Annotated in this window: 17 protein-coding genes; 7 read left to right on the top strand and 10 right to left on the bottom strand. The window is 70.6% G+C overall.

What is annotated here, in order from left to right:
• Nucleotides 1-38: 38 nt before the first annotated feature.
• Nucleotides 39-1,463 carry an N-acetylglucosamine/diacetylchitobiose ABC transporter substrate-binding protein gene (gene ngcE, locus IF88_RS0119240; RefSeq protein WP_037806374.1) on the bottom strand — a complete coding sequence of 475 codons (1,425 nt, stop codon included), beginning with the start codon at nucleotides 1,461-1,463 and terminating at the stop codon, nucleotides 39-41.
• 295 nt (nucleotides 1,464-1,758) lie between these two features.
• Entirely contained in the window at nucleotides 1,759-4,476 is a 2,718-nt protein-coding gene (gene acnA / locus IF88_RS0119235) for an aconitate hydratase AcnA (protein WP_030713477.1), read from the bottom strand.
• A gap of 519 nt (nucleotides 4,477-4,995) precedes the next feature.
• Here acnA and IF88_RS0119230 point away from each other — a divergent pair.
• A complete protein-coding gene (locus IF88_RS0119230; RefSeq protein ID WP_030713472.1) occupies nucleotides 4,996-6,525 on the top strand; it encodes a helix-turn-helix domain-containing protein in 1,530 nt (509 codons plus the stop codon).
• Nucleotides 6,526-6,707: 182 nt separating this feature from the next.
• Nucleotides 6,708-7,298 carry a hypothetical protein gene (locus IF88_RS0119225; RefSeq protein WP_051837168.1) on the top strand — a complete coding sequence of 197 codons (591 nt, stop codon included), beginning with the start codon at nucleotides 6,708-6,710 and terminating at the stop codon, nucleotides 7,296-7,298.
• On the opposite strand, the gene IF88_RS0119220 is transcribed toward IF88_RS0119225, so the two are convergent.
• Both IF88_RS0119220 and IF88_RS0119215 read right to left on the bottom strand, forming a co-directional pair.
• A complete protein-coding gene (locus IF88_RS0119220; protein ID WP_030713466.1) occupies nucleotides 7,299-8,261 on the bottom strand; it encodes a MerR family transcriptional regulator in 963 nt (320 codons plus the stop codon).
• Nucleotides 8,262-8,375: 114 nt separating this feature from the next.
• Entirely contained in the window at nucleotides 8,376-8,603 is a 228-nt protein-coding gene (locus IF88_RS0119215) for a hypothetical protein (protein WP_030713464.1), read from the bottom strand.
• A gap of 170 nt (nucleotides 8,604-8,773) precedes the next feature.
• On the opposite strand from IF88_RS0119215, the gene IF88_RS0119210 reads away from it, so the two are divergent.
• On the top strand, nucleotides 8,774-9,022 hold the full coding sequence (locus IF88_RS0119210) for a hypothetical protein (protein ID WP_030713461.1): 249 nt from the start codon (nucleotides 8,774-8,776) through the stop codon (nucleotides 9,020-9,022).
• A 12-nt stretch (nucleotides 9,023-9,034) separates the two neighbouring features.
• Here IF88_RS0119210 and IF88_RS0119205 read toward each other — a convergent pair whose 3' ends face one another.
• Nucleotides 9,035-9,340 carry a putative quinol monooxygenase gene (locus IF88_RS0119205; protein ID WP_030713458.1) on the bottom strand — a complete coding sequence of 102 codons (306 nt, stop codon included), beginning with the start codon at nucleotides 9,338-9,340 and terminating at the stop codon, nucleotides 9,035-9,037.
• Nucleotides 9,341-9,562: 222 nt separating this feature from the next.
• Here IF88_RS0119205 and IF88_RS0119200 point away from each other — a divergent pair, with 222 nt between their 5' ends.
• The 3 genes from IF88_RS0119200 (at nucleotide 9,563) to IF88_RS0119190 (ending at nucleotide 12,001) form a co-directional block, all read left to right on the top strand.
• Complete coding sequence (locus IF88_RS0119200; protein ID WP_030713455.1) at nucleotides 9,563-10,981, top strand: cytochrome P450; 1,419 nt, start codon at nucleotides 9,563-9,565, stop codon at nucleotides 10,979-10,981.
• 81 nt (nucleotides 10,982-11,062) lie between these two features.
• Complete coding sequence (locus tag IF88_RS0119195; protein ID WP_030713452.1) at nucleotides 11,063-11,344, top strand: hypothetical protein; 282 nt, start codon at nucleotides 11,063-11,065, stop codon at nucleotides 11,342-11,344.
• 138 nt (nucleotides 11,345-11,482) lie between these two features.
• Nucleotides 11,483-12,001, top strand: a complete 519-nt coding sequence (locus IF88_RS0119190) for an FBP domain-containing protein (protein WP_030713449.1) — start codon at nucleotides 11,483-11,485, stop codon at nucleotides 11,999-12,001.
• A 36-nt stretch (nucleotides 12,002-12,037) separates the two neighbouring features.
• Here the strand turns inward: IF88_RS0119190 and IF88_RS0119185 are convergent, their stop codons facing one another.
• Complete coding sequence (locus IF88_RS0119185) at nucleotides 12,038-13,591, bottom strand: MFS transporter (RefSeq protein ID WP_030713446.1); 1,554 nt, start codon at nucleotides 13,589-13,591, stop codon at nucleotides 12,038-12,040.
• A gap of 83 nt (nucleotides 13,592-13,674) precedes the next feature.
• Here IF88_RS0119185 and IF88_RS0119180 point away from each other — a divergent pair, with 83 nt between their 5' ends.
• Nucleotides 13,675-15,762 carry a S9 family peptidase gene (locus IF88_RS0119180; protein ID WP_030713443.1) on the top strand — a complete coding sequence of 696 codons (2,088 nt, stop codon included), beginning with the start codon at nucleotides 13,675-13,677 and terminating at the stop codon, nucleotides 15,760-15,762.
• A gap of 90 nt (nucleotides 15,763-15,852) precedes the next feature.
• Here IF88_RS0119180 and IF88_RS0119175 read toward each other — a convergent pair whose 3' ends face one another.
• The 4 genes from IF88_RS0119175 to IF88_RS0119160 all read right to left on the bottom strand — a co-directional run.
• Nucleotides 15,853-16,878 (bottom strand): oligopeptide/dipeptide ABC transporter ATP-binding protein, encoded by a 1,026-nt coding sequence (locus IF88_RS0119175; protein ID WP_030713440.1) that lies wholly within the window; start codon nucleotides 16,876-16,878, stop codon nucleotides 15,853-15,855.
• On the bottom strand, nucleotides 16,875-17,879 hold the full coding sequence (locus tag IF88_RS0119170) for an ABC transporter ATP-binding protein (RefSeq protein ID WP_030713437.1): 1,005 nt from the start codon (nucleotides 17,877-17,879) through the stop codon (nucleotides 16,875-16,877). The genes IF88_RS0119175 and IF88_RS0119170 overlap by 4 nt, the downstream gene beginning before the upstream one ends.
• Complete coding sequence (locus IF88_RS0119165) at nucleotides 17,879-18,865, bottom strand: ABC transporter permease (protein WP_030713434.1); 987 nt, start codon at nucleotides 18,863-18,865, stop codon at nucleotides 17,879-17,881. Before IF88_RS0119165 ends, IF88_RS0119170 begins: the two co-directional genes overlap by 1 nt.
• Nucleotides 18,862-19,860 (bottom strand): ABC transporter permease (locus IF88_RS0119160; RefSeq protein WP_107050571.1); only part of this gene is annotated, 999 nt, incomplete at its 5' end. The genes IF88_RS0119165 and IF88_RS0119160, both read right to left, overlap by 4 nt.

Below are 19,860 nucleotides of genomic sequence, written 5' to 3'. Positions count from 1 at the left end.
TCCGTCCCTGGTGTGCCGGTGACCGGTGGGGCGCGCGATCAGCTGCGACGGTTGTTCTTGGCGTTCGGGTCCTGCGCCGCCTTGTTTACCGCAGCCTGAGCCCGCTTGATCCACTCCTTCGGCTGAATCCGCTTGGCCATCAGTTCATTGGACGCGTCCTGGATGGCCGTGTCCATCTCGCTGTACCAGTCGGGGTAAAGGTAATTGAAGGTGTTCGTCCCCGCCGCCTTGAGGGCGGTCACCGCGGACTGGGTGCCCGGCCGCAGCTTGACGCCCGGGTCCACGCCGTCCTTGACCACGGTGAGCGAGTTGGCCTGCTGGGCGAAGATCGTCGACCACTCGCGGGAGAGCATCGAACGGATGAACTCCAGGCCGGCGGCCTTGTTGGCCGCCTTCTCCGGAACGATGAAGGGCTCGCCGGCGCCGGCCCGGATGGCCTCGAAGGGCAGCTTGCTGTCGGCCAGCAGCGGGACCGGCAGGAACTGCATGTCGAAGTCGTCGGGCGTCTGCTTGAGCTGCTCGTTCTCCAGCCAGGAGCCGGAGGGGATGAAGGCCGCCTTGTACTGGTTCCACGCGGTCTGGGACTCGGTGTGGGTGAGGCCGTTGGTGCCCGGCAGCAGCAGGTCCTTCTCGACCACCTCGTAGACCGCCTCGACGGCGGCGAGGGCGGCCGCGCTGCCCTCGAAGGCGTTCGGCTCCAGGTTGTCGATCGCCTTCATGGCCTCCAGACCGCCCTTCTTGGCGATCAGGTCCATGATGACGACGTTGATGTAGTACGGGAACTTGCCCTGGTGGGCGAGTCCGCCGATGCCGGCCTCCTTGGCCTTCGCGCAGACCGCGAGGAACTCGTCCCAGGTCTTGGGCGGCGCCCAGCCCTTCTCCTTGAAGAGCTTGCCGGAGTACCAGAAGCCGAAGACGGTGTAGACGTAGTTCAGGGAGACGAACTTGCCGCCCTGCGTGCCCTGTTCGACGGTGCCGGCGATCAGCAGGTCGCGGACCTTCTTGCTCGGGTCGTCGAGCGCGGGCGCGTCGAGCACCGGGGTGAGGTCGGCGAGCTGGTTGCTCTTGAAGAGCACGTCCAGCTTGATCTTCTGGGCACCGGAGTCGTCGACGACGTCCGGCGGGTTCCCGCCGTTGAAGCGCGTCTGGAGCTTGCCGGTGATCTCCTGGGTGCCGAGGTGGGAGCTGGTGGTGCCCCACTTCTTGTCGAAGGCGGCCTCCCAGGCCTTCGCGTAGTCGTCGCCGAACCCGCCCTTGAAGACGACGACGTCGAGCTTGCCGCCCTTGGCGACGCCGAAGGGGTTCTCCTTGGTCACCGCGGCCTTGTCCGGCCCCTTCGTCGTGCCCTCACCGCCGGAGGCGCAGGCGGACAGGAAGCTCATCGTGGGCACCGAGATCAGTCCCAGCGCTGCGGAGCGCTTGATCAGGTCACGGCGGCCGAGGCCCTCACCAGTGGATCCCATGCTCATGTCCTCGCCTTCGTCAGAAGTGTGAAGGAGGCCGGAAATCACGACGGCACCGCGCATACGGACATCACCGCAGGTCCCCGCCATCCCCCGGTCCGGCGCCGCTCAGTGCCGCGACGATCCGGACGCGCACAGGTATAGTCCACTTCCGCTCGTGTGAGCAAGATCATGCACACGGTTGCCTGTCAGCTTTTCCGAGTTGAGACCTCCCCGAAACCTGGCCCCGGCCGGAAAAGGCGGAAGGGCCGTACCCCCTTAACGGGGATACGGCCCTTTGGTGCCGCTACGGTGCTCAGCCTCGGATGAGGTTCCGGAGCACGTACTGCATGATGCCGCCGTTGCGGTAGTAGTCCGCCTCACCCGGCGTGTCGATGCGGACGACCGCGTCGAACTCCACACCGGTGTCGGTGGTGACCTTGACGGTGCGCGGGGTGGTGCCGTTGTTCAGCTCCTCCACACCGGTGAAGGCGAAGGTCTCCTCGCCGGTGAGGCCCAGGGAGGCGGCCGTGGCGCCCTCGGGGAACTGCAGGGGCAGGACGCCCATGCCGATCAGGTTGGAGCGGTGGATGCGCTCGTAGGACTCGGCGATGACGGCCTTGACGCCGAGGAGCGCGGTGCCCTTGGCGGCCCAGTCGCGGGACGAGCCGGAGCCGTACTCCTTGCCGGCCAGGATGACCAGCGGGATGCCGGCGGCCTGGTAGTTCTGGGAGGCGTCGTAGATGAACGCGACCGGCGCGCCGTCGACGGTGAAGTCGCGGGTGAAGCCGCCCTCGGTGCCCGGCGCGATCTGGTTGCGCAGGCGGATGTTGGCGAAGGTACCGCGGATCATGACCTCGTGGTTGCCGCGGCGGGAACCGTACGAGTTGAAGTCGCGGCGCTCGACGCCGTGCTCGGTGAGGTACTTGCCGGCCGGGGTGTCGGCCTTGATCGCACCGGCCGGGGAGATGTGGTCGGTGGTGACCGAGTCGCCCAGCTTCGCCAGCACGCGGGCGCCGGCGATGTCGGAGACCGGGGTGGTCTCCATCGTCATGCCCTCGAAGTAAGGGGGCTTGCGGACGTAGGTGGACTGCGGGTCCCACTCGAACGTGTTGCCGGTCGGGATCGACAGCGCCTGCCACTGGGCGTCGCCCGCGAAGACGTCCTGGTAGGACTTGTTGAACATGTCCTCGCCGATGGCGTTCGCCACGACGTCGTTGACCTCGGCCTCGGAGGGCCAGATGTCCTGGAGGAAGACCGGCTTGCCCTCGGTGTCGACGCCGATGGCGTCCTTGGTGATGTCCACCTTCATGGAGCCCGCGATGGCGTACGCGACGACCAGCGGCGGGGAGGCCAGGTAGTTCATCTTGACGTCGGGGTTGATCCGGCCCTCGAAGTTGCGGTTGCCGGAGAGCACCGAGGTGACCGCGAGGTCGTGCTCGTTGATCGCCTTCGAGATCTCCTCGTCCAGCGGACCGGAGTTGCCGATGCAGGTGGTGCAGCCGTACCCGACGAGGTTGAAGCCCATCTTGTCGAGGTACGGGGTCAGGCCGGCCTTGTCGAAGTAGTCGGTGACGACCTTCGAGCCCGGGGCCAGGGTGGTCTTGACCCACGGCTTGCGGGTCAGGCCCTTCTCGACCGCCTTCTTGGCCACGAGCGCCGCGGCGACCATGACGTAGGGGTTCGAGGTGTTGGTGCAGGAGGTGATCGCGGCGACGGTGACGGCGCCGTGGTCGATCTCGAAGGAGGTGCCGTCGGCCAGAGTGACCGGGGTCGGCTTCGACGGGGCGCCGTTCGGGTGGTTCGCCGGGGCGTCGGAGGCCGGGAAGGACTCCTTGCCCGCCTCGTCCACGTCGTCGACGTAGTTGCGCACGTCCTGGGCGAACTGCTCGGCGGCGTTGGCCAGGACGATGCGGTCCTGCGGGCGCTTCGGGCCGGCGATGGAGGGGACGACCGTGGAGAGGTCGAGCTCCAGCTTCTCGGAGAAGTCCGGCTCGGCGGCCGGGTCCAGCCACAGGCCCTGCTCCTTGGCGTACGCCTCGACCAGCGCGACCTGCTGGGCGTCGCGGCCGGTCAGGCGCAGGTACTTCAGGGTCTCGTCGTCGATCGGGAAGATCGCGGCGGTGGAGCCGAACTCCGGCGACATGTTGCCGATGGTGGCGCGGTTCGCGAGGGAGGTGGCGGCGACGCCCTCACCGTAGAACTCGACGAACTTGCCGACGACACCGTGCTTGCGCAGCATCTCGGTGATGGTGAGCACCAGGTCGGTGGCGGTGGTGCCGGTGGGCAGCTCGCCGGTCAGCTTGAAGCCCACGACGCGCGGGATCAGCATGGAGACCGGCTGGCCGAGCATCGCGGCCTCGGCCTCGATGCCGCCGACGCCCCAGCCCAGCACGCCGAGGCCGTTGACCATGGTGGTGTGCGAGTCGGTGCCGACGAGGGTGTCGGGGTACGCCTGGCCGTTTCGGACCATGACCGTGCGGGCCAGGTGCTCGATGTTGACCTGGTGGACGATGCCGGTGCCCGGGGGGACGACCTTGAACTCGTCGAAGGCGGTCTGGCCCCAGCGCAGGAACTGGTAGCGCTCCTTGTTGCGGCCGTACTCCAGCTCCACGTTCTGGGCGAACGCGTCCTTGGTGCCGAACTTGTCGGCGATGACCGAGTGGTCGATGACCAGCTCGGCCGGGGCCAGCGGGTTGATCTTCGACGGGTCACCGCCGAGGGCCTTGACGGCCTCACGCATGGTGGCGAGGTCCACGACGCAGGGGACGCCGGTGAAGTCCTGCATGATCACGCGGGCCGGCGTGAACTGGATCTCCTCGCTGGGCTGGGCCTGCGAGTCCCAGTTCCCGAGCGACCGGATGTGGTCGGCGGTGATGTTCGCGCCGTCCTCGGTACGGAGCAGGTTCTCCAGCAGGACCTTCAGGCTGTAGGGAAGGCGGGCGGAGCCCTCGACCTTGTCCAGCTTGAAGATCTCGTACGACTCGTCGCCCACCTGCAGCGTGCTGCGGGCGTCGAAGCTGTTCGCCGACACGACAGTCTCCTTCATGCATGAATTCGCGCGTATAACCGCATCCTGCCGCCACGCCCCTTGGCCAATCCGCTAAGGTAGGGCTAAGTTAGGTAACCCTTACCAGCGGGGGCGGCTGCGGTACGCCTTCGGCAGATATCTCGATGTCGAGATAACTCTAGTACATGTCGGGGTCCGGGGACGAGGCGCGCACCCGCGGACCGGCCCCGATCTGCCTCCGCCCCGCCGCCGACCCGCCTCCCGGCCTGCCTCCGACCCGCCTCCCACCCGCTGCCGACCCGCCGTCGGCGAGGCGCTTCGGGCCGCCGCGGCCCACCCCCGCCCACCGACCCCACTCCCCACACGGGGGCGGCCGCGGCGGAGATACGCTCACCCGTCTGCCCGGCCGGACCGTCGAGGCATCACACGCATGCGAAGCCACTATGGGACCTGACGGCCAATAACCCCCAAATCGCCCATCTGACACACCCATCCGGCATACCCAGCGCGGGAGTCATCTCATATCTGAGATAACGTGCCCCCATGGCAGACGACTACCTCGTACGCATCGGCAAGCTCATCCGTGACGCCCGTCAACACCGGGGCTGGACACAGAGTCAGCTCGCCGAAGCACTCGGCACCAGCCAGAGTGCCGTGAACCGGATCGAGCGCGGCAACCAGAACATCAGCCTTGAGATGATCGCCCGCATCGGCGAAGCGCTCGACAGCGAGATCGTCTCCCTCGGCTACGCCGGCCCGATGCACCTGCGAGTGGTCGGCGGCCGCCGGCTGTCGGGCGCCATCGACGTCAAGACGAGCAAGAACGCGTGCGTCGCACTGCTCTGCGGCTCGCTCCTCAACAAGGGCCGTACGGTGCTGAGGCGGGTGGCCCGCATCGAGGAGGTCTACCGCCTCCTGGAGGTGCTCAACTCCATCGGTGTCCGCACCCGCTGGATCAACGACGGCGTGGACCTGGAGCTGGTCCCGCCGGCCCGCCTCGACCTGGAGGCCATGGACGCCGACGCGGCGCGCCGGACCCGGAGCATCATCATGTTCCTGGGCCCGCTGCTGCACCGGATGGACAGCTTCCGCCTCCCGTACGCCGGCGGCTGCGACCTCGGCACCCGCACCATCGAGCCGCACATGATCGCCCTGCGCCGCTTCGGCCTGGACATCACCGCGACCGAGGGCATCTACCACGCGAAGGTCGAGGCCGGGGTCTCCCCTGACCGCCCGATCGTCCTGACCGAGCGCGGGGACACGGTCACCGAGAACGCGCTGCTGGCCGCCGCCCGGCACGACGGCGTCACCGTCATCCGCAACGCCTCCTCCAACTACATGGTCCAGGACCTCTGCTTCTTCCTGGAGGCGCTGGGCGTCAAGGTCGAGGGCGTCGGCACCACCACCCTCACCGTCCACGGCGTCCCGAACATCGACGTGGACGTGGACTACTCCCCCTCCGAGGACCCGGTCGAGGCGATGAGCCTGCTCGCCGCGGCGGTCGTCACGGAGTCGGAGCTGACCATCCGCCGGGTGCCAATCGAGTTCATGGAGATCGAGCTCGCGGTGCTGGAGGAGATGGGCCTCGACCACGACCGCTCGGCGGAGTACGTCGCGGACAACGGCCGCACCCGCCTCGTGGACCTCACCGTCCGCCCGTCCAAGCTCGAAGCCCCGATCGACAAGATCCACCCGATGCCGTTCCCCGGGCTGAACATCGACAACGTCCCGTTCTTCGCGGCCATCGCCGCCGTCGCGCAGGGCCAGACCCTGATCCACGACTGGGTGTACGACAACCGCGCCATCTACCTGACCGACCTCAACCGCCTCGGCGGCCGCCTCCAACTCCTGGACCCCCACCGCGTCCTGGTGGAGGGCCCCACCCGCTGGCGCGCCGCGGAAATGATGTGCCCCCCGGCGCTCCGCCCGGCGGTGGTCGTCCTCCTCGCGATGATGGCCGCGGAGGGCACCTCGGTCCTGCGCAACGTCTACGTGATCAACCGCGGCTACGAGGAACTCGCCGAGCGCCTCAACTCGGTCGGCGCCCAGATCGAGATCTTCCGCGACATCTGAGCAAGCCGCAGGTCAGAACGCCTCCCCTTTCCCCTGGGCCGTCGCCGGTGTCTCCGCCCCCGCGGAGGACCCCGCCGACGGCCCGGGGCGATCACCCCCCTTGCCTCCCGTGCCCTCCTTGCCCCCCCCTTGCCGCTGACCGCAGACAGGGAACACAAGTGAATCTTCCGCGCACTCGCACCATGTCCGTGCTGTCGGTTCTCGGAGCGGGTGGGGTGATCGGCACGCTCGGTGCGCTCGCGGGCACATTCGACGGCCCGGTTCTCCACGTCGTGAACCTCGTGTTCTCCGCGGGATGGTCGTGGGCGTGCTTCGCCTTCCTGATCGGATACACCCGAGCGTCGAAGACGGAGTCGGCCTGGCTGGCCTCTACGGCCTTGGCCGTCGGCGTGGCCGTCTACTACCTGCTCAAATCCCTGAGCCCCGCCGCTCCGATCGGCATGACATCCGACGGAATGAGCAGCGAGGGCATATCTTCAGGAATTCTGAGCTGGGGAATTTGCGCTTTTGTTTTCGGAGCCCCGTTGGGTCTTTTCGGGAATCTGGCACGGATCCCCGGAATCGGCGGACTTCCGTTCCGCCTCCTTGTTCCGCTCATCGCCTTCGTCGAGACCTCTGCCCGCCTGAAGGTGGAAGCGGACTCTGCGGGACATTTCGTCGAAGTCACCTGGAGCACGATTCGCGTGATCGTTGTCCTCACTGCCGTGGCTCTCGTAGCGCACACGGTGTGGCAGTGGGCGCGCTCGGCACGAAAGTCCGAAAGCCGGGCCTGATCAGGTGCGCAGGGCCTGGATGAGCCAGGGGTACACCGGGATCAGGTTCGGTACGACCTGCCAGCCGTTGACGATCCACACCAGCCGCCAGTACCGGTCCACCCGGGGATCGTGGGCCTCTTCGAACTGCCGGGCCATCCAGTCCCGGAAGTCCCTGTCAGGGGTGCGTGCGAACACCTCGGCGAAACGGTGCACGAGGTCGTCGATGACGGGCGCGCCCCTGTCGCTCCGCGGGTCGATGCCCGACTCCATCGCCTCCATGACCGTCTGGCGCGCGAACTCCATCAGTTCGTCGCCGGCCGCGCTTTCGATGTCGAGCGGGCGCCCGGCGGCCTGCCGGCCGGCCGTCCGGCGCATCCGGGCGCGGAAGTCCTCGTCGCCGACCAGCTCGGCGAGTTCCACCCACGCGGCGACCTGCTCGCCGGACGGATCGTCGGGGAGGTCGGGAAGGGCCGCGCGGACCATGGCCGCCGCGGCGGGTTCGGCGTCCGCCGTGCCGAAGGTCCCGAGGGGCCTGAGAGTCCCGAGGGTCCCGAAGGTGCCCTCGACGAAATCGTCGGTCAACCGTCGGCGTTCCTCGCCGGACAACTGCGTGAGCCTGTGCATGAGCGTGATCTCCTCAGGGCTGGACCCGCCTGCGGCCACGGCTCGCAGCACGCTCCGGCGCAGTCGCAGCGCCCGGATCTGGACGTCCGTGGCGTCGGCGTGCGCCGCGGCGACGTCCGCCACGGAGAGCTCCCGGTCCAGTACCCGTTGGACCGTGGCCAGGTCCATGCCCAGCTCGCGCAGGGTGCGCAGGAGTTCCAGACGAAGCAGTGCGTCGAGGTCGTAGAGCCGGTAGCCGGCGGGGGTTCGAGTGGTCGGCGCCACCACCCCGGCATCGGAGTAGAACCGGATGGTCCGCACGGGCAGGCCCGTCCGCCGGGAGAGCTCGCCGATGGAGTAGAGGGTCGTGGCGTCCATGTCCCCTACTCTGCGGTCTCCAGTCACTGGAGACTCAAGGCGTTTCCCGGCCGGGCCGCGACCAAGACTTCTTCGGCCTCATCTCCCGTACTGCTCGGTACAAGTTTCAATCTTCTATACGCTCGCCGGCGTCGATGCGGCGGCCGGCGGCGTGGCAGCGGCGGCGACAGGCTGGGTGGCGGCCGACTGCGGCTTGGCATCGGCGCCGGACTTCTTCGGTGAATCGCCCAGGAACGGGGTCAGGAACCAGAGGCCCGCCAGGACCGTTGCGACGACCTTCTTCACCTGGCCACCCACGCCGACGAAGAGTGTGGATTCGCTGATGCCCGCCGTCGTGGGCAAGCCCTTTCGGGGAGGCGGAAAAGGCCGTCGAGGACCTGATCGACAAGGAACTCACCGCGTTCAGCGCGTACAACGACGTCGAGCTTCCCGCCGCCCACGCGGACTGGGTCGCCTGCTTCCAGAGCCCCGAGGAGGGCACGAAGCTCCTTCCGCAGTACGCGAACACGAGCGTGCACCTCGTCGCGCCCGGCACGCGGTGTCCGGCCGAGCAGAACACCGATCTCCACCCGAAGTCCACGCCCACGCCCCCCACGGACGACGACGACAGCTCGTCCGGCGGATCGAGTACGGGCGGCGCGAGCTCGGGCACCGTCACCCCGGGCGCCTACTGCTCGACGTCCGGAGCGACCGGGATCGGCAAGACGAACGGCAAGCTCTACACCTGCAAGGGCCCGGGCCAGAAGCGCTGGCGTCTCTGACCTCGCGGCCGACTACAGGGCGCCCCGCGCGGTTCCTGCCGGGCGGGGCTGGAGGATCGTTACGTCGGCGGGCTGGTCACGCAGGGCGTTGAGTTCGGGTCCGAGCTTCGCCATCACCTCGCCGTTCGCGTGTGCGTCGAGCTCCGCCTGGCCGGCCCACTTCTCGATGATCACGATCGAGGTCCCGTCGGTGTGCAGCGCGTAGAGCTCGCAGCCGGGTTCGGCGTGGACGGCATCGATGTGGCGGGCGTACGTGGCCAGGGCTTCCTCCAGCAGCCCGGGCTTCGGGTGGATCACGGCGGTGACGACGACGGACATCGGGAACTCCTTCAACGAGAGGGGCATTGGCGGGCGTTGGCCGGAACTGACGGGCGTTCGCCAGGGTAGGTGATCTCGCGTCACGCACCGCGTGCTGATCACCTTGTGGACCGCCCGAGGTCCCAGGGGCATCGGTATTCGGCCGGAAGGGGCGGGGATCCTGGCCATACGTGCCGGGAGACCGGCAGAATCGGGCCTCCGGTACCGGACGAGGGAGTGGGCATGGCGGGTGGTGCGGACACAAGGGCCGGTGCGGGGGCGGAGGTTCCCGAACTCGTCGGGGTCCCGCTGCTCGGGTCGCTCTTCGACCTGAAGTCGGACTCCCTCGGCACCTATCTGCGGGCGCAGCACCGGCACGGAGACCTCGTACGGGTCACGGCCGGCCCGCCCGGGATGCGGGCCGAGCTGTACTGCGTCTTCTCACCCGAGGGCGCCCAGCAGGTGCTCGCCTCCGACTCGGCCAACTTCCGCAAGGACAACGCCTTCTACCAGGAGGTCCGGGACTCCTTCGGCAACGGGCTGCTGACCAGCCAGGACGAGGACTACCTGCGTCAGCGACGGCTGGTGCAGCCGCTCTTCACCCGGCGCCGGGTCGACGGCTACGCCGGGGCCGTCGCCGCCGAGACCACATCGGTCATCGCCGCGTGGGAGGAGGCCCTGGACGGCGTCGTCGACGTCTCCGACGAGATGACGCACCTGGCTCTGCGCGCCGTGGCCCGGATCCTCTTCGGTGCCGACGTCGAGGCCACCGCCGACGTCGTGGCCCGGTGCTTTCCGGTCATCACGGACTACGTGCTGCGCCGCGGCTACTCCCCCGCCAACGTCCCGCGGCACTGGCCCACCCCGGGCAACAGGCGGGCGGCCGCCGCGATGGACGAGCTCTACGGAGTGTGCGACAAGATCATCGCTGAGCGGCGGGGCGGGCCCGGCGCGGACGCCGCCGGCCAGGACGGCGGCGGCCAGGACGGCGGCGACGACCTGCTGACGCTGCTCGCCGCCGCGAGGAGTTCGGACGACGGGGAGTTCGACGCCGCCGAGCTGCGCGACCAAGTGCTGATCTTCCTGCTCGCCGGGCACGAGACGACCGCCACCTCCCTCTGCTTCGCCCTGCACCTGCTGGCGCGCCATCCCGAGGAGCAGAGCCGGGCCCGCGAGGAGATCTCCCGCGTGCTGGGCGACCGTACGCCCGAGGCCGCCGACCTGGACCGGCTCCCGTACCTCACCCGGGTGCTGAAGGAGGCCATGCGCCTGTACCCGGCCGCGCCCGTCATCGGCCGCAGGGCCGTCGTCGACACGAGGATCGGGGAGCACACGGTCCCCGCGGGCGCGGACGTGATCGTGGCGCCCTGGGTGACGCACCGCCACCCGGAGCACTGGCCGGACCCGGACCGCTTCGACCCCGAGCGCTTCACGCCGGAGGCGGAGGCGGCGCGGCCGCGCTACGCGTGGTTCCCCTTCGGCGGCGGTCCGCGCGCCTGCATCGGGCAGCACTTCTCGATGCTGGAGTCGGTGGTCGCGCTGGCGATGATCCTGCGGGCGTACGAGTTCGAGGCCGTGGACACCGAGATCCCGGTCGGGGCCGGGATCACCCTGCGGGCGGACGGCCCGGCTCGCTGCCGGGTCCGTCGCATGGTGGGGTAGCGGCCGTCCGGCCATCATGGCGGGATGGACGAGGACATTCCGGATAGATTGTCACCGTAGGTACGGCGCCCGCCGCGCGCGATGCTGCCCGGCTCGCCCACCCCGAAGCCGCTGCGGCGCCGGATCGACGGCGGCTTCTTCGCCTTCTGGTTCCTGAGCGCGCTCCCCGACGACCTGCCCGGGGCCGGGGCCGAGCTGCTTGACCCGTTCGAACGGATCGGCCGTCCGTTCGGCCGGCTCTTCCACGGCCCGGCGCTGCGGGGCGGCTGGGAGAGCGAGGCGGGCCGCTTCGCCCTGGCCCTGCACGGCTTCCACTGGACGCGCTGCGGGTGGACCCGGCCTTCGCCGACGGGTCCTGGCTGACCCTGCGGATGGACACCCGGGCCGATGCCACCCGGCTGCGCGACGCGCTCGCGCAGAAGCTCCAGCCACCGGTACGGCACCGGATGGCTCCGGATATTGAGGTGCGATCGGTCAGACCGGGCCATAAGGTCGATGCCCGTGGAACCACTCAGTGAGAAACAGATCCGTGCGTCCTTCGTGAACTGCACCAAGGGCGAGGCCGCGCGGCTGCGCCTGCCGCTCGACTTCGCCGAACTGCCCTGGGAAGACCTGGACTTCCTGGGATGGGTGGATCCGGGTGCGCCGCTGCGGGCCCACCTCGTGCTGCCGCGGGAGGCGGGGCCGCTGGGGATCTCCCTGCGCGTACCGTCCGTGGGCCGTACCAGCGCGGTGAAGTCCAGCCTGTGCCAGATCTGCCTGACGGGTCACGCGTCCTCGGGGGTCACCCTGCTCGCCGCGCCCCTGGCGGGCGCCCGCGGCCGCGAGGGCAACACGGTCGGCACCTACATCTGCGCCGACCTCGCCTGCTCCCTGTACGTACGCGGCAAGCGGCAGCCGAAGCTGCGGACCGGAGGCCACGAGGAGTCCCTGACCCTGGACGAGCGCCTCGCCCGCATGTCGGGCAACCTGGACGCCTTCGCGGCCCGCGTCACCGGCGCCGGGGTCACCGCGGTGTGAACCCGGCGGCCCCGCCGGGATCCCCGCAGGGGCGGTCTAGGTGCGGTCCGCCGCCGGGGTGTGGTTGCCCTGGAGGCGTTCGAGGTCCGAGGGGCGCACCTGGATGGCGAACAGCGCGATCGCCGCGCCGACCAGGGTGAACATCGCCGCCACGACGAAGGCCGCGCTGATGCCGGAGGTGAGGATCTGGTCGCTCCACGGCTTCGGGACCTGGCCGGTCTGTTGGAAGGCCGCCCGCTGTGCGGGGGTGGCCGTGCTGAGGAAGCCGGCCACTTGGTCCTTCGCCTCGTTGCGGCTCGCCGTGCCGAAGACCGTCACCAGGATCGACAGGCCGAGGGACCCGCCCACCTGCTGCATCGTGTTGAGCAGTCCGGACGCGGCTCCCGACTCCCGGTCGGGGACGTTGGACAGGGCCATCAGGGTCAGCGACACGAACTGCAGGCCCATGCCGAGGGCGAAGAGCAGCATCGGGCCCAGGATGCTGCCCAGGTACGTCGAGTGGACGTCCGTCTGCGTCAGCCAGCCGAGCCCGGCCGCCGAGGACAGGGCGCCGCCGACCATGAACGGTTTGGGCCCGAACTTCGGGAGCAGCTGCGAGGTGAGCCCGGCGCCCAACGCGACCATCACGCTGACCGGGAGGAAGGCGAGACCGGCCTGGACCGGGCTGAAGCCGAGCACGATCTGCACGAAGAGGGTCAGGAAGAAGAACATGCCGAAGATCGCGCAGGCGAGCATGAGCATGATCCCGTAGGTCCCGGCCCGGTTGCGGTCGGCGAACATGTGCAGCGGGGTAATGGGCTGGGGCGAGCGCCGCTCGTTCAGGATGAACAGGGTCAGCAGGACCACGGCGGCGCCGAAGGAGCCGAGGGTCACCGGGTCGCGCCAGCCCTCCTGGGAGGCCCGGATGAAGCCGTAGACCAGGGCGACCATGCCCAGGGTGGACAGCAGCGCACCGGCGAAGTCGAAGTGTCCGGGATGGCGTTCGGACTCGTGCAGGACCTTCGTGGCCAGTACCGCGATCAGGACGGCGATGGGGACGTTGACGAAGAGCACCCAGCGCCAGTCGAGCCATTCGACGAGGATGCCGCCCGCGAGCAGGCCGATCGCGCCGCCGGCCGCCGAGACGCCGGCGAACACGCCGAAGGCCCGGTTGCGTGCGGGGCCTTCGCGGAAGGTGGTGGTGATCAGCGCGAGGGAGGTCGGGGAGGCGATGGCGCCGCCGACGCCTTGGAGGGCGCGGGCCGCCATCAACTGACCCTCGTTCTGGGCGAGTCCGCCCAGGAAGGAGGCCAGGCCGAACAGCAGGACGCCGAAGATGAAGACCCGTTTGCGGCCGAGGATGTCGCCGGTGCGGCCACCGAGGAGCAGCAGGCCGCCGAAGGCGAGGGTGTAGGCGTTGACGACCCAGGAAAGGCTTTCGGTGGAGAAGCCGAGCGCGGTCTGGATGTGGGGCAGCGCGATGTTCACGATCGTGATGTCGAGCACCACCATGAGCTGACAGGAGGCGATGACGAACAGGGCGAGTCCGTTGCCGCTTCCTCGGACCTTGCCATCGGTCCCGCTGCTGCTCGGCGTTGCGTTCGGGTCCACCCTTTCGACGCTAAGCCCGCGCCCCTGGGGTCACCACTCGAACGGCCTAGTGGTAGTGACATTGCACATGTCACACTACGATCATGGATGACTTCCTCAGGCTCTCCGCGAGCACGGCCCGCTTCTCCTACGGAGCCCCGCGCGCGTTCTCCTTCGGGGACGACGGCCGGCTTCTCTGGTTCCTCCGCTCCACCGGCCCCACCGACGCCTTCGACAGCCTCTGGGTGCTCGACACCGCCACCGGCGCCGAGACCCGGCTTGCCGATCCGCGCGAGCTGTGCCCCGAGCCGGGGGCCCTCCCGGACGCCGAGCGCCGACTGCGCGAGCGGATCCGGCTCGTCGCCGCGGGGATCGGCTCGTACGCCCTCTCCGGGGACGGCCGGCGCGCCGTCTTCGCGCTGTACGGGCGGCTCTACGGGGTCACCGCCACCGGAGACGGGAAGCCCGAGGAGATCCCGGCCGCCGGACCCGTCGTGGACCCGCGGCCCAACGCCGACGGCTCGCGCACCGCGTACGCGGCCGACGACGCCCTGTACGTCGCCCCGGGGGGCCGGGTCAGCCCGGCCGACGGGGCCCGCTGGGGCCTCGCCGAGTTCGCCGCCGCCGAAGAGCTGGGCCGCTCCCGCGGCCACTGGTGGTCCCCGGACGGGGTCACCCTGCTGGCCGCCCGGGTCGACGAGTCCGCCCTCCAGCGGCGGTACTTCGCCGACCCGGCGCACCCCGAGCTGCCGGCCGAGGACTTCGCCTACCCCGAGGCGGGCGGGCCCAATGCCGACGTCCAGCTGTGGGTGCTGCGCGAGGGCGAGGGCGAAGGCTCAGGCGAGGCCGGCGGCCCGGCCCGGGTTCGGCTCGACTGGGACGCCGCGACCTACCCCTACGTATCCGACGCGGGCTGGGAGTCCGCCGGGGAGATCCTGCTGACCGTCCAGGACCGGCTCCAGCAGAACGTGCTGCTGCTCTCCGCCGACCCGGCCACCGGCCGTACCACCGAACTGTCCCGCACCACGCACCCCCGGTGGGTGGACCCGGACCTCCCCGGCACCCCGGCCCGGCTCGCCGACGGGCGGATGCTGACCGCCGCCGACACCGAGGGCGGCGCCGCCCGGGCCCTCGCGGTGGACGGCCGGCTGCTCACCGGGGACGGGATCCAGGTCCGCCGCGTGGCCGGGGTCCACCAGGACCGGCTGCTGATCGAGGCCGGTCTGCGCGACCCCGCCGAGCAGCAGGTGCTGCTGCTGGACCCGGCCACCGGCGAGCTGACCCCGGTGGCCGACGGACCCGGCGTGCACAGCGTCCAGGCCTCGGCCGGGATCCTGCTGCTGACCTCGGCCGGTGCCGACGGGGTCCGGCGCACCCTGCGCACCCCCGACGGGCGGGAGTTCACCCCCGCCGACCTGTCGCAGCCGCTGCCCTACCGGACGGTGCCCCTCCTGGAGCGGGTCACCGAGCACGGCATCCCCACCGCCGTCGTGCTGCCCCGCGACCACGTGCCCGGCCGGAAGCTGCCCGTCCTGATGGACAGCTACGGCGGTCCCGGCATGCAGGACATCACCGTCGACCCGCGCCGCTGGCAGCTCCGCCAGTGGTGGGCCGACCAGGGCTTCGCGGTGGTGACCGTCGACAACCGCGGGACCCCGCACGTCTCCCCCGCCTACGCCCAGGCGATGTACCGCGGCTTCTCCGAGGTCACCCTCGACGACCAGGTCGCGGCCCTCCACGCGCTCGCGGCCCGCCACGGCGAACTCGACCTCGGCCGGGTGGGGGTGCGCGGCTGGTCGTACGGCGGCTACCTCGCGGCCATGGCGGTGCTGCGCCGCCCGGACGTCTTCCACGCGGCGGCGGCCGGCGCCGCGCCGACGGACTTCCGGCAGTACGACACCGCGTACACGGAGCGGTACCTCGGCCTCCCACAGGAGCACCCGGACGTCTACGAGCGCGACTCCCTCATCCCCGACGCCCCCGGGCTCTCCCGCCCGCTGCTGCTCATCACGGGCCTGGCCGACGACAACGTCCACCCCTCCCACACCCTGCGCCTCTCCCAGGCCCTGACCGACGCGGGCCGCCCCCACCAGCTCCTGGCCCTGCCGGGCATCACCCACATGACCCCGGGCGGCACCCGCGAGAAGCTGATGGCCCTGGAACTGGAGTTCTTCCGCCGCGAACTGGGCTGACGCGAACCGGGCCGAGTACGGCCGCGGACAGCGGGAGGGGCCCTGGAGACGCCTTTGTCTCCGGGGCCCCTCCCCTTCCCCGGGTCCCCGTCAGTCGCCGGGGAAGTGGCAGGCCACCTCGCGGGAGACGGCGGGTTGGAGCAGTGGGCGTTCGGTGCGGCAGATCGGCTGTGCCTTGGGGCAGCGGGGGTGGAAGGTGCAGCCGGGGGGTGGAGCGGCCGGGCTCGGCGGGTCGCCGAGCAGCACGATCCGCTCCCGCCGCCGTTCCGCCGCCGGGTCGGGCAGCGGGACGGCGGACAGCAGCGCCCGGGTGTACGGGTGCTGCGGGTTCTCGTAGAGGGACTTCTTGTCCCCGATCTCGACGATCCGGCCGAGGTACATGACGGCGACCCGGTCGCTGACCCGTTTGACCACCGACAGGTCGTGGGCGATGAACACGTAGGCGAGGCCCAGTTCGGCGCGCAGCCGCTCCATCAGGTTGACGATCTGGGCCTGTACGGAGACGTCCAGCGCGGAGACCGGCTCGTCGGCGACGATCAGCCGGGGGCTGGTGGACAGCGAGCGGGCGATGCCGATGCGCTGGGCCTGGCCGCCGGAGAACTCGTGCGGGTAGCGGTCGATGTGCTCGGGGATCAGCCCGACGAGCTCCATCAGCTCGGCGGCGCGGCGGCGGGCGTCGCTCGCGCTCCAGCCCTGTACCAGCAGCGGGTCGGAGATGATCCGGGCCACGGTCTGGCGCGGGTTCAGCGAGGAGTGCGGGTCCTGGAAGACCATCTGGATGTGCTTGCGCAGCGGGCGCATGCCGGACGGGGAGAGGCGGCTGATGTCCTTGCCCTCGAAGGCGATCCGGCCCGAGGTGGGTTCCAGCAGCCGTACCAGCATCCGTCCGGTGGTGGACTTCCCGCAGCCCGACTCCCCGACCAGGCCGAGGGTCTGGCCGGCCGCCAGGTCGAAGGACACCCCGTCGACGGCGCGCACGGGCGCCCCCCGGCGCCCGGTCACGGATCGTCTGCCGGGGAAGGTCATGGTGAGGTCCTGTACGGACAGCAGGGCGGGGGCGCTCTCTCGGACGGCCGTCTCCTGTGCGTCGCTCTCGTGTGCGGCGGTCTCGGTCATCGGGCCGCCTCCTCGGCGGTACGGGTCGGGGCTCCGGCGAAGTGGCAGGCGACCGTCCGCTCCGGTCCGTCCCCGTACGCCTCCGGCTCGGGCCGTACGTCGGTGCAGCGCGCGGCCGCCCGGGGACAGCGCGGGGCGTAGGCGCAGCCGGAAGCCGGTGCGAGCAGGGACGGCGGGGAGCCGGGGATGAAGGGCAGCGGCTCGTCGTCCGCACTGTCGAGGCGGGGCAGCGAGTCGAGCAGGCCCCGGGTGTAGGGGTGGGCGGGGTCGGCGAACAGTTCGTCGGCCGGGGCCTGTTCGGCGGCCCGGCCGCCGTACATGACCAGTACCTCGTGGGCGACGCGGGCGACGACGCCCAGGTCGTGGGTGATCATCACGACGCCGAGTCCGCGCTCCTGCTGGATCCGGGCGATCAGTTCCAGGATCTGCGCCTGCACGGTGACGTCCAGGGCGGTGGTCGGTTCGTCGGCGATCAGCAGGTCGGGCTCGCAGGCCAGGGCCATGGCGATCATCGCCCGCTGCCGCATGCCGCCGGAGAACTGGTGCGGGTACTCCCGTGCGCGCCGGGCCGGTTCCGGGATGCCGACCTCGCCGAGCATGTCGACGGCGCGTTTGCGCGCGGCGGCCCGGCCGGCCTTGAAGTGCACCCGGAAGTGCTCGGCGATCTGCTCGCCGACCGTGTAGTAGGGGTGCAGGCTGGAGAGCGGGTCCTGGAAGATCATGGCGATCCGGCGGCCGCGGACGCGGGAGAGCTCCCGCTCGGACAGGGTGGTCAGCTCCTGTCCCGACAGCCGCACGGAGCCGCCCACCTCGACCGTGCCCCGGTGCAGGCCCATGACGGCGAGCGAGGTGACGGACTTGCCCGAGCCCGACTCGCCGACGATGCCGAGGGTGCGTCCCGCCTCGACGGTGAAACCGATCGAGTCGACGGCCCGTACGGTCCCGCGCTCGGTGGTGAACGTGACGCGCAGGTCGCGTACTTCGAGGAGCGGAGCGGTCATCAGTACCTCACTCTCGGGTCGATGACGGCGTACAGGACGTCGACCAGGAGGTTGGCGACGACGATGAAGAAGGCGGCGAGCAGCGTGACTCCGAGGACCACGGGCTGGTCGGAGTTGACGAGGGCGCCGTAGAACAGCCGCCCGATGCCCGGGAGCCCGAAGATGGACTCGGTGATGACGGCCCCGGCGAGCAGGCCGCCCAGGTCCATGCCGAAGATGGTGAGGATCGGGGTCATCCCGGAGCGCAGCCCGTGTTTGACGACGACGGTCCGTTCGGGCATGCCCTTGGCGCGGGCGGTGCGGATGTAGGGCTCGGCCATCGCCTCGATCATCGAGCCCCGGCTCTGGCGTGCGTACATGGCGGCGTACAGCAGGGCGAGCGCGGTCCAGGGCAGGAGCAGGTTCGACGCCCAGGCGAGCGGGTCGTCGGTGAAGGCCTGGTAGGTGGGGTAGGGCAGGAGGCCGGCGATGCGGATGACCCCGTAGATGAGCATCACCGAGGTGAAGTACACGGGCAGCGAGGCGGCGGCGACCGCCCCGACCATCAGAGCCTTGTCGGTGGCGGTGTCCTTGCGCAGGGCGGCGGTGACCCCGGCGCCCAGCCCCAGGACCAGCCACAGCGCGGCCGCGCCGACGGCGAGGGAGGCGGAGACCGGGAGCCGGTCCATGAGCAGGTCCCACACGGGCAGGGAGTTCTCGTACGAGTAGCCCAGGCACGGGAAGTCGCAGGCGACGGCGTACTGGCCGGTGCCGAGGGTGCGGCCGGTGAAGATGCCGGTCAGGAAGTCGGCGAACTGCCGCCACAGGGGCTGGTCGAGGCCCAGGTACGTCCGTACGTCGGCCAGGCGCTCGGCGCTGCAGGTCTTGCCGCAGGCGGCCGCGGCCGGGTCGGCGGGCAGGACGTGGAAGATGAGGAAGGTGACGGCGGCGATGGCGAGGAGCACCCCGGCGAGGGCGAGCAGCCGGCGGGCGAGGTAGGCGATCACGTGCGGCCGCCCCTCGGGTCGAGGATGTCGCGCAGCGCGTCGCCGAGCAGGGTGAAGGCGAGGACGGCGAGGAAGAGGAAGACGCTGGGGATGACGAAGTACATGGGGTCGGTCTCGTAGTAGGCGACGGACTCGGCGATCATCTGGCCCCAGGAGGGGGTGGGTGGGCGGACTCCGACGCCGAGGTAGCTCAGGGCGGCCTCGGTGCTGATCATCCCGGGGATGAGCAGGGTGGTGTAGGCGATGACCGGGCCGGAGACGCCCGGGAGGATGTCGCGGGTCAGGATCCGCCAGGGGCCGGCGCCGCCCACGCGGGCGGCGTCGACGTACTCGCGGTGCTTGAGGGAGAGGGTCTGGCCGCGGACGACGCGGGCGACGCCGGGCCAGCCGAAGACCCCGATGACGGAGGTCATGAGGACGATCCGGTTGACGTCCTTGGCCACGGACAGCATCGCGATCATGAAGATCAGCGAGGGGAAGGACATGGTGAGGTCCATGAGCCGGGACAGGACCGCGTCGGTGCGGCCGCCGAAGTAGCCGGCGGCGATTCCGGCGGCGGTACCGGCGACGACGACGACGGCGGTGGCGGCGAAGGCGATGAGCAGGGAGACCTGCGCGCCGTGGACCACGCGGGCGAACAGGTCGCGGCCGGTGACGGGTTCGACGCCCAGCCAGTGCTCGGGGCTGATCCCGCCGAAGGAGCCGAGGGGCTGGCCGCCGAGATAGGGGTCGATGGCGGACTTGTCGAACTCTTCCGGGGACCAGCCGCCGAGGGCTCCCAGCCAGGGGGCGGTCGCGGCCATCAGGACGAAGAGGAGGACGACGCAGAGGCTGACGCGGACGGCGGGGCGGCGGCGGAGCTCGCGCCGTGCGAGCTGCCAGGGGCTGCCGCCGGTGGCTGCCGCGGGCGGGGCCGGGGCGGCATCGGGAGCCGGGGCCGTGCCGGGGGCCGGGGCAGTGCCGGGGGCTGGGGCAGTGCCGGGGGCCGGGGCGCT

Source organism: Streptomyces sp. NRRL F-2580 (assembly GCF_000720115.1).
Taxonomy (GTDB): domain Bacteria; phylum Actinomycetota; class Actinomycetes; order Streptomycetales; family Streptomycetaceae; genus Streptomyces.
The sequence above is the reverse complement of the archived record's forward strand: the minus strand, read 5'-3'. Positions and strand labels throughout refer to the sequence as shown.

Coding starts and splice junctions, on each gene's coding strand:
- ngcE (WP_037806374.1), bottom strand. CDS start 1,463: ATGGGATCCACTGGTGAGGGCCTCGGCCGCCGTGACCTGATCAAGCGC.
- IF88_RS0119230 (WP_030713472.1), top strand. CDS start 4,996: ATGGCAGACGACTACCTCGTACGCATCGGCAAGCTCATCCGTGACGCC.
- IF88_RS0119225 (WP_051837168.1), top strand. CDS start 6,708: ATGTCCGTGCTGTCGGTTCTCGGAGCGGGTGGGGTGATCGGCACGCTC.
- IF88_RS0119220 (WP_030713466.1), bottom strand. CDS start 8,261: ATGGACGCCACGACCCTCTACTCCATCGGCGAGCTCTCCCGGCGGACG.
- IF88_RS0119205 (WP_030713458.1), bottom strand. CDS start 9,340: ATGTCCGTCGTCGTCACCGCCGTGATCCACCCGAAGCCCGGGCTGCTG.
- IF88_RS0119200 (WP_030713455.1), top strand. CDS start 9,563: ATGGCGGGTGGTGCGGACACAAGGGCCGGTGCGGGGGCGGAGGTTCCC.
- IF88_RS0119195 (WP_030713452.1), top strand. CDS start 11,063: ATGCTGCCCGGCTCGCCCACCCCGAAGCCGCTGCGGCGCCGGATCGAC.
- IF88_RS0119180 (WP_030713443.1), top strand. CDS start 13,675: ATGGATGACTTCCTCAGGCTCTCCGCGAGCACGGCCCGCTTCTCCTAC.
- IF88_RS0119175 (WP_030713440.1), bottom strand. CDS start 16,878: ATGACCGAGACCGCCGCACACGAGAGCGACGCACAGGAGACGGCCGTC.
- IF88_RS0119170 (WP_030713437.1), bottom strand. CDS start 17,879: ATGACCGCTCCGCTCCTCGAAGTACGCGACCTGCGCGTCACGTTCACC.